At 68.6% G+C, this 16,109-nt stretch carries 16 protein-coding genes and 1 pseudogene; 6 read left to right on the forward strand and 11 right to left on the reverse strand.

The genetic code is table 11. From position 1 onward, the window contains the following. Window positions 1-568: 568 nt before the first annotated feature. From E1291_RS21435 to E1291_RS21445, 3 genes and pseudogenes are all read right to left on the reverse strand, one after another. Window positions 569-1,278 (reverse strand): annotated as a pseudogene (locus E1291_RS21435) (IS30 family transposase); the annotation flags it as partial. 623 nt (window positions 1,279-1,901) lie between these two features. After that, window positions 1,902-3,317, reverse strand: coding sequence for a DEAD/DEAH box helicase (locus E1291_RS21440; protein ID WP_131739667.1), 1,416 nt, complete (start codon window positions 3,315-3,317; stop codon window positions 1,902-1,904). Window positions 3,318-3,653: 336 nt separating this feature from the next. Beyond that, window positions 3,654-3,857, reverse strand: coding sequence for a cold-shock protein (locus tag E1291_RS21445; protein ID WP_089315009.1), 204 nt, complete (start codon window positions 3,855-3,857; stop codon window positions 3,654-3,656). Window positions 3,858-4,242: 385 nt separating this feature from the next. On the opposite strand from E1291_RS21445, the gene E1291_RS21455 reads away from it, so the two are divergent. Continuing rightward, entirely contained in the window at window positions 4,243-4,572 is a 330-nt protein-coding gene (locus E1291_RS21455) for a helix-turn-helix domain-containing protein (RefSeq protein WP_131739669.1), read from the forward strand. A gap of 770 nt (window positions 4,573-5,342) precedes the next feature. Here E1291_RS21455 and E1291_RS21460 read toward each other — a convergent pair. Beyond that, entirely contained in the window at window positions 5,343-5,702 is a 360-nt protein-coding gene (locus E1291_RS21460) for a hypothetical protein (protein ID WP_131739671.1), read from the reverse strand. 444 nt (window positions 5,703-6,146) lie between these two features. On the opposite strand from E1291_RS21460, the gene E1291_RS21465 reads away from it, so the two are divergent. After that, entirely contained in the window at window positions 6,147-6,557 is a 411-nt protein-coding gene (locus E1291_RS21465; protein WP_165495227.1) for an STAS domain-containing protein, read from the forward strand. A 343-nt stretch (window positions 6,558-6,900) separates the two neighbouring features. On the opposite strand, the gene E1291_RS42140 is transcribed toward E1291_RS21465, so the two are convergent. Further along, on the reverse strand, window positions 6,901-7,068 hold the full coding sequence (locus tag E1291_RS42140) for a hypothetical protein (RefSeq protein WP_165495225.1): 168 nt from the start codon (window positions 7,066-7,068) through the stop codon (window positions 6,901-6,903). A gap of 168 nt (window positions 7,069-7,236) precedes the next feature. Next, on the reverse strand, window positions 7,237-7,431 hold the full coding sequence (locus E1291_RS43340; RefSeq protein WP_207400861.1) for a hypothetical protein: 195 nt from the start codon (window positions 7,429-7,431) through the stop codon (window positions 7,237-7,239). A gap of 643 nt (window positions 7,432-8,074) precedes the next feature. On the opposite strand from E1291_RS43340, the gene E1291_RS21475 reads away from it, so the two are divergent. Both E1291_RS21475 and E1291_RS21480 read left to right on the forward strand, forming a co-directional pair. Then, the gene (locus tag E1291_RS21475; RefSeq protein ID WP_131739675.1) at window positions 8,075-8,641 is read left to right on the forward strand and encodes a DUF5994 family protein; all 567 of its coding nucleotides are present in this window, start codon (window positions 8,075-8,077) and stop codon (window positions 8,639-8,641) included. After that, window positions 8,638-9,021 carry an STAS domain-containing protein gene (locus tag E1291_RS21480; protein WP_131739677.1) on the forward strand — a complete coding sequence of 128 codons (384 nt, stop codon included), beginning with the start codon at window positions 8,638-8,640 and terminating at the stop codon, window positions 9,019-9,021. The genes E1291_RS21475 and E1291_RS21480 overlap by 4 nt, the downstream gene beginning before the upstream one ends. A 181-nt stretch (window positions 9,022-9,202) precedes the next feature. Here E1291_RS21480 and E1291_RS21485 read toward each other — a convergent pair whose 3' ends face one another. Together E1291_RS21485 and E1291_RS44920 are read right to left on the reverse strand one after the other, a co-directional pair. Further along, a complete protein-coding gene (locus tag E1291_RS21485) occupies window positions 9,203-10,441 on the reverse strand; it encodes a PP2C family protein-serine/threonine phosphatase (RefSeq protein WP_242614283.1) in 1,239 nt (412 codons plus the stop codon). Between the two features lie 52 nt (window positions 10,442-10,493). Then, window positions 10,494-11,258, reverse strand: coding sequence for a UBP-type zinc finger domain-containing protein (locus E1291_RS44920; protein WP_306434474.1), 765 nt, complete (start codon window positions 11,256-11,258; stop codon window positions 10,494-10,496). Between the two features lie 150 nt (window positions 11,259-11,408). Here E1291_RS44920 and E1291_RS21495 point away from each other — a divergent pair, with 150 nt between their 5' ends. Together E1291_RS21495 and E1291_RS21500 are read left to right on the forward strand one after the other, a co-directional pair. Continuing rightward, window positions 11,409-12,323, forward strand: a complete 915-nt coding sequence (locus E1291_RS21495; protein ID WP_207400862.1) for a LysR family transcriptional regulator — start codon at window positions 11,409-11,411, stop codon at window positions 12,321-12,323. Between the two features lie 428 nt (window positions 12,324-12,751). Then, complete coding sequence (locus E1291_RS21500) at window positions 12,752-13,369, forward strand: hypothetical protein (RefSeq protein WP_207400863.1); 618 nt, start codon at window positions 12,752-12,754, stop codon at window positions 13,367-13,369. A 270-nt stretch (window positions 13,370-13,639) separates the two neighbouring features. Here the strand turns inward: E1291_RS21500 and E1291_RS21505 are convergent, their stop codons facing one another. The 3 genes from E1291_RS21505 to E1291_RS21515 all read right to left on the reverse strand — a co-directional run bounded on the left by E1291_RS21505 (window position 13,640) and on the right by E1291_RS21515 (window position 15,541). Beyond that, complete coding sequence (locus tag E1291_RS21505; protein ID WP_131739682.1) at window positions 13,640-14,464, reverse strand: serine/threonine-protein kinase; 825 nt, start codon at window positions 14,462-14,464, stop codon at window positions 13,640-13,642. Between the two features lie 299 nt (window positions 14,465-14,763). After that, window positions 14,764-15,186 carry a hypothetical protein gene (locus E1291_RS21510; RefSeq protein WP_131739684.1) on the reverse strand — a complete coding sequence of 141 codons (423 nt, stop codon included), beginning with the start codon at window positions 15,184-15,186 and terminating at the stop codon, window positions 14,764-14,766. 19 nt (window positions 15,187-15,205) lie between these two features. After that, complete coding sequence (locus tag E1291_RS21515; RefSeq protein WP_131739686.1) at window positions 15,206-15,541, reverse strand: GlsB/YeaQ/YmgE family stress response membrane protein; 336 nt, start codon at window positions 15,539-15,541, stop codon at window positions 15,206-15,208. Window positions 15,542-16,109: the final 568 nt, after the last annotated feature.

Consider the following 16,109-nt stretch of genomic DNA (forward strand, 5'->3'; position numbering starts at 1 on the left):
CGCAGCGACCTGGACCTGATGCGCCGCGAACTCCTCGTCACCGGCAAGGGCAACAAACAACGCATCGTCCGCTTCGGACACCCCTCAGCCCGCGCCATCAACCGCTACCTGCGCACCCGCGCCCTCTTCGCGGGGCTTGCCGTTCCCACGGCGGTCAGCCGGCCGCTGTCGCGCTGACGGCGCCACAACTGGATGCTGGAGTCGTACAGCCCTTCCCGGCGCAGCAGCGCGCCCTTCTCGCCGTGCTCGGCCGCGTCGTACTCCTCGATCATGCGGAGTTTGTAGGCGGCCGTGAAGGTCCGGCGCTTGGGCCTTCCGGCCCGCGGCCCCTCGCTCGCGTGGAGATCATGGTCGGCCATCGTCACTCTGCTCTGTGCCTGTTCTCGCCCTGCTCATGTCAGTCTAGGAACTTCATCCCCTTGTGTCTCACATGAGCTTGGCACGGCTGCTTGCCAGCCTCACCGGCGTTTCCCGGATCGGCCTGCCCCCAGCTTCGTTACGCTGCTGCGACAGCGCAGCGGCGGAGTCCTTTCACCTCCGCTCGGTTGCATGGCGCTTCGTGGCGCTCCAGGTCACCTTCCCAGTGGCCGGGCACGCGCCGGGTCTCGACCTCGGCGGGGCGCTGGCTGATGGGCACCATGTCCCGGATCTGCCCGCGGCCGCTGGGACGGCGCACGACGCGTGGATGACGCATGGTTCGCCCGGTGCGCAGCCGTCCGGTCAGTTTCCGATTCAGTGCCCGCCGGCGCGGATCGAACAGCGATATGTAGATCGTCTCGTGTGAGACCCGCATGCCGGGCTGAGCGGGTAGGCAAGCGGGAGCCAGCAGGCGATCTGCTGCGGTGACCAGCGGCATTCCAGCCGCTCCTCGACGATCTGGCGCAGGGCCGGATGGATGGTCAGCTTGGCGGGCTTGGGTCGTCGCGCCACGCTAGAGGCGCGGGCCTCGGCGTCCGAGGCGGGGTAGCTTTCGCGGCCGCCATTGCGGCTGATCTCCCGCGCCACCGTCGAGGCCGACCGGTTCAGCCGGCGGGCGATCGCACGACCCGACATCCCGGCCGCGATGCCCCGAGAGATCTCCTCCCGTTCGTGCAGCGTCAAGTGCCCGACGGCACGGCGCTGGTCTTGGACCCACACCCCTCCGCTTTGGGCCAGGAACCGCCGCACATGGTGCTGCTCGGCCCCCACGCTGCGGGCGATCGCGCGGATCGGCTCGCCTTGCTTCCACTGCCGCCACAACTCGTTCTGCTGACCGGGCGACAACCCGTAGTCCCGCACCACACCTCCATGATCAAGATCATTAAAGGTGATGCACTGACCCCTTGAGCCCAAGATTGTTTTCCGACACTCCCGTAGAAGCATCGTGACGGGTTACAGGCCGGATCCGGTCGTTGCCACCGATCACGGCATCGTGAACGGCGCGGTTCGACCCCGCCCCTGCCCACGCTTCTGACCAGCCAAAAGGCCCCGAGACGGCAGTCTCGGGGCCTACTTTTGTGACAGCAACGCGCCAGCGAACGACCCGTCCGCCTTGCGCCTCACGGTCAGCGCGACGCAACGGGCCAGATGGGAAGCTGCTCGGCTATAGGGCCTTCTGGCAGCCTCATGGAGCATGATGCGGGACTCTTCGGATGGCGGTTACGCTGCAGCGGGACCGATCACAGCGGGGCAGCCGTCGCGAACGCAGCCAAGCGACTCTGACGGCCGGCCTCGCCTGATTCCTAAGTTGGCCTCAGGATCGTGGTGACACGACCAGCCCAGGGGTGCAGCAGGTTGCCCGAGAGGGATGGGCGACCGGCTGAGCCGCGAAGTGGCTGGCCCGTTGCCATCCACCCCCCGACTCCTCGCCGTCGCCTTGGCGCGACGCCCCGCGGTGAAGTCCCGCGAGGTCGACCGGTTGCCTATCTGCCGGTGCGCTCGGTTGTCGCGAATCGCTGGGAGCGGCGGTTTCGTGCGGGACGGCGGTTGCGCCCGGCTCCGCTGTCACGCCGTCCTTCGGAGGCCGGAGTGGAGATGGTGATGGGGATGCCGGAGGGCGGTCGGGCACCGGTGATGCGGTTGAGTTCGGGATCACCGGACCGCACCCGCGCAGAGTGCGGCGTGATGCCGGCCGTCACCATCATCCGATCCATCTCATGGCGCTGCCTGGGCAGCACCAGGGTGACCACGGTGCCGGACTCGCCTGCGCGTGCAGTGCGGCCGCCTCGGTGCAGGTAGTCCTTGTGGTCATTGGGCGGGTCGACGTTAACGACCAGATCCAGTCCATCGACATGGATGCCGCGCGCGGCTACGTTCGTGGCGACCAGGACGGAGACGTCTCCGTTGCGGAACTGCTCCAGAGTACGGTTGCGCTGCGGCTGCGACTTGCCCCCGTGCAGTGCCGCAGCGCGTACGCCGCTGCTCAGGAGGTTGCGGGTCAGCCGGTCGGCGGCATGCTTCATGTCGACGAACATGATGACGCGGCCGTCGCGGGCGGCGATGTGCGTGGTGGCATCCTGCTTGTCCGCCTCCGTGACGTGCAGCAGGTGGTGCTCCATGGTGGTCACCGCTCCCGCCGACGGATCGACCGAGTGGACGACCGGGTCGGTGAGGAAGCGCCGGACCAGACGGTCGACATTGCGATCCAGCGTCGCGGAGAACAGCATCCGCTGACCGCCCGGGGCGACCTGGTCGAGCAACGCGGTGACCTGCGGCAGGAACCCCATGTCGGCCATCTGGTCAGCCTCGTCCAAGACGGTGGTGCCTACGTGCTCCAGGCTGCAGGCGCCCCGGTTGATCAGGTCCGTGAGCCGTCCCGGGGTGGCGACCAGGATCTCCGCGCCGCGATGGAGGGCGGCGGCCTGCCGGGAGATCGATACGCCGCCGACAACGGTGGCCGACCGAAGCTTGAGCGACTGGGCGTAGGGCATGAGGGCGTCGGTGACCTGCACGGCCAGTTCGCGAGTCGGGACGAGTACCAGGGCCAGCGGCTTGCGCGGCTCGGCGCGCCGACCGGCGCTACGGGCGAGCATCGCCAGGCCGAAGGCGAGGGTCTTTCCCGAGCCGGTACGTCCACGGCCGAGGACATCGCGGCCGTTCAACGCGTCCGGAAGCGTCGAGGCCTGGATGGCGAACGGCTCCGCCATCCCCTGTCGAGTCAATGTGGACAGCAGGGCCGCCGGCATTTCCAACTCGGCGAACGACGCGGCCGGGGGCAACGGCGGCGTGGAACTGACGGGAAGCGCGAAGTCGTTCTGCCGCCGGGCGGCCGGTCGGCGCGAGGCCCTGGTAGGCGAGTGAGAGAAGCGGCGTTGAGACGGACGGGTGCCATGGGTCATGTGCGAGCCTTCCTTGATGTGGCACGTTTCGTGGAAGACTCCGCAGCCCGTGGCCGGAGCGATCGCAAGAACGAACCAAAGTGAGCCGCGAAGCAACGCCGAAGCCGAAAAGGGCGTCGCGTGATACCGCGGAAGGTGGCTGAAGGATGGGCTCTGGGCTGAGCGGTGTGCAGCCGAGAGCCCGCAGCCAAGTACTTGGGGGAGCCGTATGGCGGAACGCCGTAGAAGGGCTACACCCCTGAAGGATCAGACGCGGGCATCGACAGGAAGATCGTTTCCTGCCGGCAGGTGGGGTGCCGGGCTCAGGTGTGGGCCCGGCACCGCACTGTTCGGTTCTCAGGCGGGAACGATGTTCTCCGCTTGCAGGCCCTTCTGGCCCTGCGTGATGTCGAACTGGACCTTCTGGCCCTCCTGGAGCTCACGGAAGCCCTGGGCGGCGATGTTGGAGTAGTGGGCGAAGACGTCGCTGCCGCCGCCGTCCTGCTCGATGAAGCCGAAGCCCTTTTCCGCGTTGAACCACTTCACGGTGCCGGTGGTCATATTCGTCCCTTCCGAAAGGCAATTACGGAGCCCACACTCTGCGAGCCACGCGTCGCCGTAATGACCCCATCCGGACGGACTACCGGGGAAACAAAAAATGCGCCTGAGGTGAGTACCAGCAGGCGCACATAAGCTCATGGGAACCACAACTGCAACTACCGCTACGCTACCACCGGTTGGTGGATCAGACAACATGCCGGGCAGTGTCCGGCCGACGTGCTCCACTGGCTCGCCGTCCGATCGGAGCCAGATGACCAGATTGCGCGATCTTCCTTGTGGCCGGAGACATAGCCGGACAGTGGTCACGCTGGTACGACCAGGCCATCCCACTGACCGAAGCCCGCTACGCCGAGTACCGGGCCGCGAAGGACAAGGAGGCCGGACGGTGAGCGCCCCACGCCGCTGGCAGGACATCAAGGCCGAAGCGCACCGTCGCAACCCCGAACTGGCCGACCCCGAACGCCAGGGTCGGGCACGCGCCGAACTGGATGCCTACGTCGCCGGCCACCATCTCAAGGAACTCCGCAAGGCCATCGGCAAGACACAGGCCGAGGTCGCCCAGATCCTGGGCGTCTCACAATCCCGGGTCTCGCAGATCGAGAACGGCGACATCGAGGCCATGGAGTTGGAGACGCTCCGTGCCTACGCCACCGCACTCGGCGGACACGTGGACATCACCGTCAGCGTCGGTCCCCACTCCATCAAGGTCGCCTGACGCGGCTGACAACAGCGGTGACAGCCGCGGTGACAGCAACAGCAGGCATCCGCGCCGGCCACGGGCGCGCGTCGGCAGCCGGTCAGCCTCGGTCGATGCTTCACCGGTGGGGGTGTTGCCATAGCTGAAAAGCGGAAGGTCGGCGGTTCGACCCCGCCCCTGCCCACCACCAATGCCCCTGGCCAGCGAAAACGCGGTCAGAGATAGCCTCGTTCCCGTTCCGGAGAACGTCATAGGCGGATGTACACCGCTCGAACACCTTCCGCCTGTACGTTGACTTGGCAACGTCGCCAACCGCCCGCCGTCGCATGACTTTGCTGATGTGAGACGGCCAAGTTTGTGATGTCGGGTCGGTCGCGCGGTATCCGCAGTCGTTTTCCGCTCAAGAAGTACCGCGATGATGACGCCCACCACGGCGAGGGCGACGTCGATGAGGTAGCCGGTGGAATGGTCGCTCACGAGATCGGCGCTTGGCGGACAGATCGAGTGCGGGTCGGTGGCCACCGGGTACTGGTGAGCAGACGGGGAAAGTGCCGGTCAGTGATCGGGCGGCGTTCATCATGAGCACATCTCATCGCGATCCCGTGATGAGCACGCGCGAACTCGTGAGCGGCATTCTCGGGACCGGCATCGGCGGGTACGGGCGCGCTCACAGTCGGGTTCGCGGCTCTGGTGTTCGGGCCGGGCGGGCGCGGTGACCGGACGGGGAGCCTTTGGGGCACCGGTCCCAGCGCCCGCCCTTCTCTCGGGCCGGCTGGGGCGGAACGGGGTCAGGTCTGGTATTCCAGGAGCCAGCTCGCGGGGACGTCATCGGCGGTGTCGTTGGCGCCGGCCTTGGCGCGGCCGACGCTGACCTTCTGGGCTCCGGCGGGGAGCTGCTCGCCGACGCGCAGGCCGCTGCTGGTGACGGTGATGGTCTTGACGCTGGTCCAGCTACTGCCGTTGTGGACGGCGATCCTGAGCCGGATGTCGGCGAAGTCGCTGCCGAAGCTGACGTAGCCGTCTCCCAGCCAGTTGCCCTGGTTGGCCTGGGGGATGGCCAGGACGATGGCGTACTTGTAGTGGATGAGCGCGCCGTTCTCGGTGAAGGCGAATCCGTGGGGGATCTGGCCGGTCTGGAAGACGGACATCGTGCTCCTCTCGATCCGGTGCGAGCCGCCCTCAAGGTTGGACGATGCGCTGGCACCAGGGGGACGGCCGCGATCGGCGGTCGGCCGCGGATCCCGCGCCGACCGTCACGAATGAACGTAGTCGAATGAACACATGAAGTCACCGCCTGGTGTCGGGCCGATCGGACACGCCAGGTCTCTGTCACGTATGGGACACCGCCGGTGATTCACGCCGGGCGAGCATGCGGGAAGCAACCGCCTCCACATCGTGGTCGCGCGGTCGGCCGGGACGGTGATCCACTGGTCCAGTGCGGGATCGTTTGGGGCGCACCGCACTCGGGCAACTTTGCGCACCGTTGCCCTCGGACAGGCGAAATGCGGCGTAATGTGCATTTTAGGCGAGTCCGCTGGTCAACGCGCTGCCGACCGCCTGCACGTGATCCGCAGCGTGATCGGAGCGACATCGTGAACACCTCGTATAGGACTCAAGGCCATACCGACTTTTATCCGCAGGTCGTGCTGTCGGTCGTGCGCCGGCCCTCGTACACCGTCGCCGCCCTGCGAGGCGATCTCGACCTGGTGACCGCGCCCGCGCTGCGCAACGGGCTGGTGGCGCTGCTGCACCCCGGGCAGAAGATGCTGGTGCTGGACCTGTCGAAATTGTGGTCCTGTGATGCGGCCGGGATTTCCGCTCTGATCAGCGCTTGGCACCGCGCTCTGGCCCTGGGCGTCTCGATGCGTCTGGCCGCCCCTCGCTCGCATGTTGCGAGGATCCTGGACGACACCGCCCTGGAGCACGGCCTTCGGACCTACCCGACCCTGCCCCAGGCGCTTCGGCATCCTCTCCCGCCGGCGCTGGAACCCGCCGGAATCTGACCGGCCCACGATGGGGCGATCCCCGGCGACTGCCTTGCTGTCGGCGGTGACCGCGTCCGGTGGCGTCTGCGGTGCCGGTGTGCGGCCATCGTGGTGGCAGACGCAGTCAAAGTCGTGCTGTCCGGCCGGCCGCTCACCGTCGCGCGAGTCCGGACGGGAACCCTCGCCACAGTGCTGGTCTGGCATGCAGGGGCCGACGCGTTCCTCCTCGGACCGGTGCGGCTGCGCCTCGTAGGCCGGACGCCACAAGAGTTCGAGAACATTGACGTCGACCGTCCGCAGGCGACGACCCCGGGACGGACAGGTCGGCCCCCGCGGGCCCGTCGGCCCCTCCGCGGGCTCGTCAGCGGGCCGGGCGCCGCCGCCGGGCCGACCGCAGGGCCAGGAGAGCCGCGTCGGCGATGAGGACGACGGCGCCGATGACGAGCAGGTAGAACAGCCCGCGGACGAGGATGCCGAGGATGACCAGGACCAGCGCGGCGATGACGGTTAGGAGGAAGAGGAGGATCATGATGCCCGTTCGGTCGGGTGCGGAGCGGTCAGTGGCGGGCGAGCCGGCGTTCGCCGCCTGCGCCGGGCCGATGGTCCAGGCCGTAGTGTCGGAAGACGTTTTCCCTCGTCTTCGGTGGGCAGGACGTCATCTGTGCCGATCGGCGGCCGGTGCTTGATCAGCGAACTTTCATGGGCGACACGCACGTGGCCGGGCCCGCAGGTCCCCCCGGTCCAGCGGGACGAACGTCAGCCGGTGACGAGTGGGCAGGCTGATCCGCATGGCGGCCGTGGCGAGTTCATCGGTGCCGGTGCCGACATAGACCGACTCCAGTGTGCCGATCTTGGATACGCCGGAGCCTCGGTCCGGTCTAGTGACGGTCATGGTGCCTCGCTTCTGGCGGCCGCCGGTCCAGGGCCGTCCGGCTCGGGGAGGAGTGGACGACCCTGGATTATCCGGCGCAGCCCCCAGCTGTGACTGGCCACCTCCTACTCAACCCCGGAACACCGCTTATGGCCACAGCGAATCCGTGCGCACGTCATCACTTGCGCTGATGACCAACGCCGACAAACAGTGAATCGTCTTCCCCGCTCCGAAAATCTCCCAGAAATGATTTCTGCATGTAGGAGAATCGGCCGTTATTCGAGTACACTCTAATTATCCGGCCGATGACGACATCCCCGTTCTGAGGGTGATCCACCACGCCGGCTCACCCCCGAGCGGGGAGTCATGCCGACATCGCACGAGCCTCGCATCAGCGGGCGCACCGATTCGGCATTCCAGCTCGGTTTCGACCTCCCGGGCAACACCAGACCCGACCCGCGCCGCGGGCGGTGACGGCGGCCCGTACCAGGCATGGCCGGGCCGCGGGCCATGGCGGCCGTCTTGACGGTCTTCATGGTGGTCGTGGTGAGAAACACCCGCGATGTGCGGGTCTCCTTTGAGAAAGCGGCCGCCACATCAATCGAAGCTGTCAGGAAAGGCGCCCACCATGTGGACCACTGCCGAACGCCGCACAACGATCAGCTTGTCAGCACCCTCGGCTCCACGGCTGCGACTGCGTCCCGAGGCATCCCCCGGGTCGGCGCGGACGGCACTGGACGGCGCCTGGTGGCCCCGCTCGACCAACCCGGCCGCGGAATTGCCCGGGCTGATCCTGGCCCTGCAAGACCACGGTCCCATCGACGACCACCGCCCCATCACCCACGTTCTGCTGCGCGTGGCCGACTGGGACGATCGTCCACGCCGGCTGCGCATCGACGGTCCGGACGACGCCCAGGTGGTACGGCTGAGCTGGTTCGACTCCCTCCCCGCCGGGCTCCTCACCGCGATCCACGCCGACGGGCGGCGCGTCGATCTGTTCACCGTCCCGGCCTCCAGGACCCAGGCCGAAGCCGAGGCGGCCATGGAACTGGCATCCCACCCCGCCAACCACCTTCACACTCCGGACCTGCTGGCCGCCCTCACCGCACCACCCGAACGGACCGACCACGCCGACGCCCAGGCAGGCTCCGAGAGCGCCTGGGAATCCGAGGGCGGGCGACTGCGAGAAGTCCTCATGACACGACCCGACAGCGAGCGGAGATCATCATGACCATGTCCTCCACCACCACGGACCTGGTCCGGGCGCCCGACGAAGTGCGGATGCTAGCTCACCGGCGTCCCGGTCACACCATCGTCGCGTTGTCCGGCGCCTTGGACGGCGCCGCCGCGCCGGCACTGCGCGAGCACCTGATCGGCGCGTTGCGGCACAGCGGCCGCCTGCTGATCCTCGACCTGGGGGAGGTGATCTCCGCCGACGCGGCCGGTCTGGCCGTGCTCGTCGGCACCCGGCGGCGCGCCGCCGGACTCGGCATCGCCCTGCGCCTGGCCGCCCCCGGCCCGCAGGTCGACGCGCTGCTCCGCGCCACCGGGCTGGACCGCGTGCTCACCGTCCACCCCGCCCAAGGGCTCCGCCCTGAACTCGCCGCGTGACCGCGGTCACGCCGGGAACTCCAAAAGCGGTGCGACCACGATCGCCACCGCGAATGCCATGGGCACCGGTGAGCCCCATCATCAGTCGTCGGTGATCATCTTTCCGGGACCGGGCGGGACCTCGCACGAGCGTCCCGGATTGCCTGGGGGTACCTGACCGCCCCGGCCTGGCGTCTCGCGGTCACAGGAGCGGTTTGGTGAGATGGTCGGCGGAGCCGCCGCGCCATTCGATGAGGAAGAGGGTGGCGTCGTCGCTGGTGATCCCGCCTCTTTCCCGCATGAGCGTGTGAGAGAGCTGCCGCACCATCTGCTGAACGGTCACGCTGGCGGGGCCGACGCGTTCGATGGTGGCGATCAGGCGTTCCTCGCCGAACTGCTCTCCGCCGGTGGTGTGCTCTTCGATGAGGCCGTCGGTGTAGGCGAGGACACGGTCGCCTGAGCAAAGCCGTTCGTTGTTGACCACGGGCGTCGAGCCGCCGAAACCGACGGGCAGCGTGCCGGAGCCTTCCAGCGGGCCGATGACCTTGTGGTCACGGATCAGCATGGGCGCCGGGTGTCCGGCGTTGACCCATTCCAGGTGACCCGTCCCGATATTGAGGCGCATCATCTGTGCGGTGAGGAAGTGGTCGGGACCGAACTGCTCGTCGATGGCGGTGTCCATGAAGGCGTACAGTTCGGCGAGGTTGGCGTCGGCGCGCCTGGCGTGCCGGTAGGCGCCCACGGCGACGGTGGCCAGTACCGCGGCGTTCAAGCCGTGCCCCATCGCGTCGATCACGGCCAAGTGCAGGACGTCGCCGTTGAGAGCGTAGTCGAGGCTGTCTCCGGCGACGTCGTAGGCGGGTTCCAGGATCCCGGCGACGGCGACCTGCGGTGTCGTCATGGTGAGCGGGGGCAGCAGTGACCATTGGATCTCCGCGGGCACGCTCATCGGCTCACGTCGCCGCGTCCGCAGGAACTGGTCGGTGTAGCTGTTCTTGGTCACCAGCATGTCGGCGACCAGGCCCGCGAGCCGGCGCAGCAGCCGCCGGTCGTCATCGTTGACGCTGTCGAGGGTCAGGGACATCACGCCGATCTCATCGCTACCGTCCAGCAGCGGCAGGAATATCCGCACACCGCCGGTCCACGGGTGCTCGACGACGCTCTCCGACAGGAACGCGCGCCCCGCCAAGGAGCCTTCAAGAGGAAGCGGCACACCATCGCTGAGGCCCCGGCCCGGCAGCGGCACCAGCGCGAGCTGGGCGTAGTCCTGCAACAGGATCGAGACGTCACGGCCGCCGATCACGCGCACTTCCTCGGCCACCGCCGGCGCCATGAGCTGCGGCGGCATCTCGTGCGCCCGGTCCAGCAACTGCCCCAGCAGCCGCTCACCGAAGCCTTCACTGCGATCAACGGCGTCCCCCGGATCGCTCAGTTCCCCCACAACCACCTATGTGCCCCTCCGGCACGGACGATAACTCCCGGTATCGAGGGCGTCAGACGAGACGTTCGTGGACGTAGCACCATCTCCAGGTGGATCTCGGTTCGATGGCGGCGGCGAGCGGATGGTCGGTCTCCTGGTAGTGCGCACGGGCGTGCCGGCGGGGCGAGTCGTCGGAGCAGGCCACCCAGCCGCACGTCAGGCAGATCCGTAGTGCCGTCCACCTGCCGCCTCCACCTTCGCATGCCGTGCAGCCGCGCGATCGGGGAGTGACGGGTGTCAGACCCTCGACGTGTTCACAGCGGGGTGCCGATCCGTTCGGGCTGGTGGGTACGCGCGAGGTCATGGCGTGGACTCTCATCTCGTGGTTCATCGAGAGCCTCCTTCTCCGAGCGCCGCGCCGCGGCGCCGCTGGATCAGCACTCCGGTTCGGGGCGCGGGGGACCGCCGCCCAGGTGCGGGTGACGCAGGAGGACGCCCACGGGCCCGGGCAACCGCCGACCCCCAGAACGCGACGAACGGGGCCCGGGTGAACGGGGCCCGGGTGAACGCGGCGGCCGGGAACGCAGCCACCAGAAGCCGCCACCGGGACGGGCTGATCAGAACGAATGCGGCCCACCCGCGGCGAGGAACAACAGGTTCGCCGGAATGAACCGCGGGCACGATCGTTGCCATGGTCTTCAACTCCAAGTAGATGACCTCCCGATGAGGGACGACCGTCTCGACCGCCACCGGCTGGCTTAGGCGCGTGGAAGGCGCCCACTACCAGTTGAGCTCGACCTTCCACTCGATCGAACCGGGCAATGCAGGCAAGAGTCATCAGTAGCGGCGATAACTGACGGCCGTGACGACGTGAGGATCTGCGCGAGGCGGGTATCGGCGCTGGAGCAGCAGACCTCTCGCAGGCCGCACCGCGATGTAGGCTGCTGTTGCAGCAGGTCTCGCTGTTCCAGCTCAGAAAGTGGGAGATGTGGAACTGCGCCAGCTCCGCTACTTCGTCGCCGTTTCCGAGGAGCTCAACTTCGGCCGCGCGGCGGCCCGCGAGCACATCGTGCAGTCGGCGCTGAGCCAGCAGATACAGCGGCTGGAACGGGAGCTGGGCGTGCGCCTGCTGGAGCGCACCACCCATTACGTCGCCCTCACCCCCGCAGGCGCGGCCTTCCTGGTCGAAGCACGGCGGATCCTGGCTCTCGTGGAGCGCGCCGCCCAGGTCGCCCGGACCGCCCAGGGCACCTCCCCGGCACTGCGGGTGGGCATCGTCGACGCCAGCTACGACTCGATGCCACAGATCCTGCACGAGGCCCAGGCGCTCTACCCGGATCTGGTGATCCACCAGGTGGAGGCCGGGGTCCCCGAGCAATACCAGCAACTGGCCGACGGGCGCCTGGACGTGGGCATCGGCCGCGCCGCACTGGCACCCAGCGGGATCGCCTCCCACCTGTTCCGCCAGGACCGCCTCGGCGTCCTGGTACCCCGCGGGCACCGCTTCGCCGACCTGGACGCCGTGCCGGTCGAGGCCCTGACCCGTGAACCGCTGCTGCTGGCCGAGGAGATGAAGGCACCGGAGTTCAACCAGTTCACCGTCGAGATGTGCCGGGCCGCCGGCTTCACCCCGACCGTGCACCAGGGCACCGTCGACAGCATCCGCGCCGCCTCCACCCTGGTCGCACGAGGCCGCTGCCTGTACTGCGTGCCCTCCTCCTGCATCTCCGCCCTCCCCGGCACCATCTGGCGCCCACTCACCCAACCGGCCTCCTCCTACCCCTGGTCGATCCTGTGGCGCGCAGCCGACGACTCCGACCACGTACGCGCCATCGTCACCTGCGCCCGCAACCTCTCCGAACGACTCGGCTGGCTGACCACCGCACACCAGACAACCGGCTGACCGGCGCCGTTTCGAACAGTGCACCCACGCGGAGCGGCCGGCCGACGCGGTCACCGCCGTATTCGGGTCGTGGCGGTTCATCATCGCGCGGACTCGCATCGTGGCCGCCTGAACGGCCCTCAGATATGCAGGAGGAGAGCACGCGGAACGAGCAAATCCCCGGCAAGCTCTGAAAGAGATGAGCCGTGCTCGATTACCTCGTAGCCATCGATCGGGCGATCATCTTCACTGGACAGTGATCCGCCGCTGGTGGGGACCGGCCGGATCTCCGGGGCCGCCTGTGGAAAGGCACACGGGCGGCCCCGGATGCTTTTGGACCTCGAACAACCCGGAAGGGGACACTTACCGGCGTCATGAGCAGCGAACGTCGCCGACATTCAGGCCCGCGGGGATCAGTCCGGTGTGTTTCGGAAGGGCAGGCAGATCACATGACCGTCCCGCTGGCATTCGTCGCCGTCATCGTACTGATCGTCGCGGTGATGGCGCTGGTCGCGTTGGCGATGCGGCGGCGCGAAAGCCTCCGCAGGCAATTCGGTCCGGAGTACGACCGCACCGTTGTGGCCGTCGGAAACCGGCGTGAGGCCGAGCGCCAGTTGGTGGGCAGGCGAAGCCGCGTCGAGCGCTTGGGTCTCCGTCCCCTGGACCCGGCGGCCCGCCACGCTTACCAGGCCGAGTGGACCCACGTGCAGGAACGGTTCCTGGACGTCCCCGAGGATGCGCTGTCCGGCGCCGACCAACTCATGAGGCGCGTGATGGCCGACCGCGGATACGGAACCCAGGATTATGAGCAGCGGGTCGCCGACCTGTCGGTCAGGCATTCCCGCATACTGGATCACTACCGGAGCGCCCATCGGATCAACGCCCGCGCGGCGGTGAAGAGGGTCCCGATCGGGGAACTCCGGCAGGCCACGATGCACTACCGGACGCTCTTCGAGGAATTGCTCGACGACGGCACCGACGGTACGGAACCGTCCACTGCCGGGGTGAAGGACGATCCGCGGCGTCCAGAGGCCGCCGATCACCCCGAGGACGACCGAGAGCCATGACCGAAGACGACGGCATGGCGTGGAGGCCGCCTTCGTCGACGGCCTCACGAGGTTCTCCGCCGGGCGCGCGAGCCGGATGACGAAGCAGTGAGCCCGCCGGCGAGCGCGCTCCACGACCGCGGGCGCGCCTGGCACGGGTCTCCAGCGGTGATACCGAGCGGCTCCGGATCGGCCTGCGGCAGTACCACCAGGTGCCGGACCGGGTCTTCGCCCTCTGAGCCGCTCCGCGGCTCGTCCACGGGGCGGTATGCGGCGACGCCCACCGGGCCTTCATCCGGGTGTGAACGCGTGCCTGAAACCGCCGGTGCCCGACAACAACTCGCACATCACTTGACCGGCATTGGGTCGCTGGGCCGGGTCCTTGGCCAGGCACGCGGCCGCCAGGTCGCGCAGCCGTCCCGTCAGCCGGCCGAGGTCGGGATCCTCGTTGAGGATCCGTCGCATCACGGCCGGGATCGTGTCATCGCCGAACGCGGGTGATCCGTTCGCCGTGTAGGCCATCGTGCTGGCCCAGGCGAACATGTCGGCCGCCGGTCCGGCGCGTTCACCGTAGAACTGCTCGGGGGCCATATAGGAGGGTGTGCCGATGACCTGGCTGGTGGCGCTCGTGCTCGCCTCCAGCGCCCGCGCGATCCCGAAGTCGATCACGCGGGGCCCGTCCGGGCCGATCAGCACGTTGGACGGCTTGAAGTCGCGGTGCACGATGCCGGCATGATGAACGGCCGCCAGGGCGGTGGCCGTGCCCAGCGCCAGCCGGTGCAGCTCACCACCGAGGCGCGGACCGTACCGGCTGACCAGGTCCCGCAACGAGGGGCCGGCGATGTACTCGGACACGATGAAGGGACGCTCACCGTCCACCTCGGCGGCCAGCACGGCGGCGGTGCAGAAACCCGCCACGCGACGTGCCGTGGCGGCCTCGCGGACGAACCTCGCCCGCGCCCGCTCGTCATCGCCTCGATGCATCACCTTGACGGCGACCGGCTCCCCATCGCCGCTCTCGCCGAGATAGACCACGCCCTGACCGCCCTCGCCCAGCCGCCCGAGGATCCGAAAGCCGCCGAGCCGTGCCGGGTCGCCGGGCCGCAGCGGCTCCATGATGCACCACTCCTGTCTTGCCGTGCCCAGCCGCGTATGCCGCCGGTGAAACCTCGGACCGGCGCCGACGACGGTGATTCCGCCGGCGGCGGGCATCACGCACCGCCGCAGCGCCGGATCGACGGACGACCCGGAGAGATCGGCCACCGCCCGCGCTCGGGAATGAGACGGCCGATGCACAAAGGGGCCATCACTCGACCGATGACCGGGCGGTTGCCGCCGGCCGACTCGGACCGCGGGGACCGCGCCGCCACGGCGGGTCCCATCTGCGAAGGACCCGATGCGGTGAGTCACCTGGGTCAGACGGGCAGGCATCGGACAGGAGGCGGACAGGGCCTCGCCGCAAGCGGTGTCCTGCCGCCGGTGGCGCAGCGGGCCGGGGCGCCGTCCGCTCGCTTGACCTTGGATCTGACGTCCGCGGCGCGCGCTGGTTTGGCGTATTCCGGCTCGCCGTGCTCGTCGATGACGTCCTGGCGGCTGCGGGCGGCCCATCGCTTCGGGCGTGACCCGCCATATATCCGCGGCAGGAGCATGACGAGGCCGGCGCACATGAAGACGGCGCCCACGACGTGCGGATCGAGGCCGCGCATCGGCCCGGTCGGGGCGAAAGCGAAGATCGCCCCGACCGTCAGGACGGCGATTCCGCCGGCGACAGGCATCACGCACAGCGCTGCCGGGGGCCGAAACGTGGACCCATGGGTGACCAGGCCGACATGATCCACCGTTGCTCCCTGAACCGTGTCATCTGCGGCCCGCCCAGTTGCCCGAGCGGCCGCCGGGCCCCCGCCCGTCCCCGCGCCCACCGTCCCGGCGCCGGCCGCCGCGTGAGGTGATGAGGTGGTAAGCGAGCAGGAGGAGCGCGGATCCGGCGATGGCGGTGATCCAGGTGGACAGGTTGAAGAATCCCTGAACGCCGTCGACATTGAACAACCGGGTGGCCAGGAAACCTCCCAATAATGCTCCGGCGACGCCGATCAGGGTGGTGATGATCAGACCTTGGGGGTCCCTGCCGGGGACCAGTGCTTTGGCGATCACACCGGCCACCAGGCCGAGAATGATCCAGGCGATGATGCCCATGACCGAACTCCTAGACGAACCTTGAATCGATGGCTGCCAGGCAACGGTCTCCCGAACCGGTCGAGGCAGGGGCCACGTATGTTCCGCGGGAACGCGGGAACGGGCCGCTCGTTCGCCTAAGCCAATCCCGCCCGCGTCAGGCGGGAAACAGCCGATCCGCAAAAGGGGTCATCACCGCCACCGATGACCACTGGCCCTGGCCACGGCCGCCCAACGAAACCGCCGAACCCGCTACCACTCCGCCGGCCACGGCCCAACCCCTGGCGATCGGCCGGATGGCCCGGGTGATCAAAGCAAGCCTCCGAGCCGGTCGTCTGTGACGGAAGTGCGAGAGTCGCCCGGCACGAGCTCCTCAATGCCAAGGAACCCAGGGTCTGGAGCCGGACCACTTGTCGCCGCATCCCTGCGGATCCTGCGCCACCACCCGACCACGAGGCAGGGCCCGACCAGTCCGGGAAGAGGCTCGATGAGCACCAACCGCCACCGCGGATCGACCGATCGGGCCGCCGAAGCGCCGTGGACCGCGCCGCCGGACGGGCGGCCGCCCGCCGTCCGGCTGGGCCACGAC

The organism is Actinomadura roseirufa (genome assembly GCF_900659635.1).
Classification (GTDB): domain Bacteria; phylum Actinomycetota; class Actinomycetes; order Streptosporangiales; family Streptosporangiaceae; genus Spirillospora; species Spirillospora roseirufa.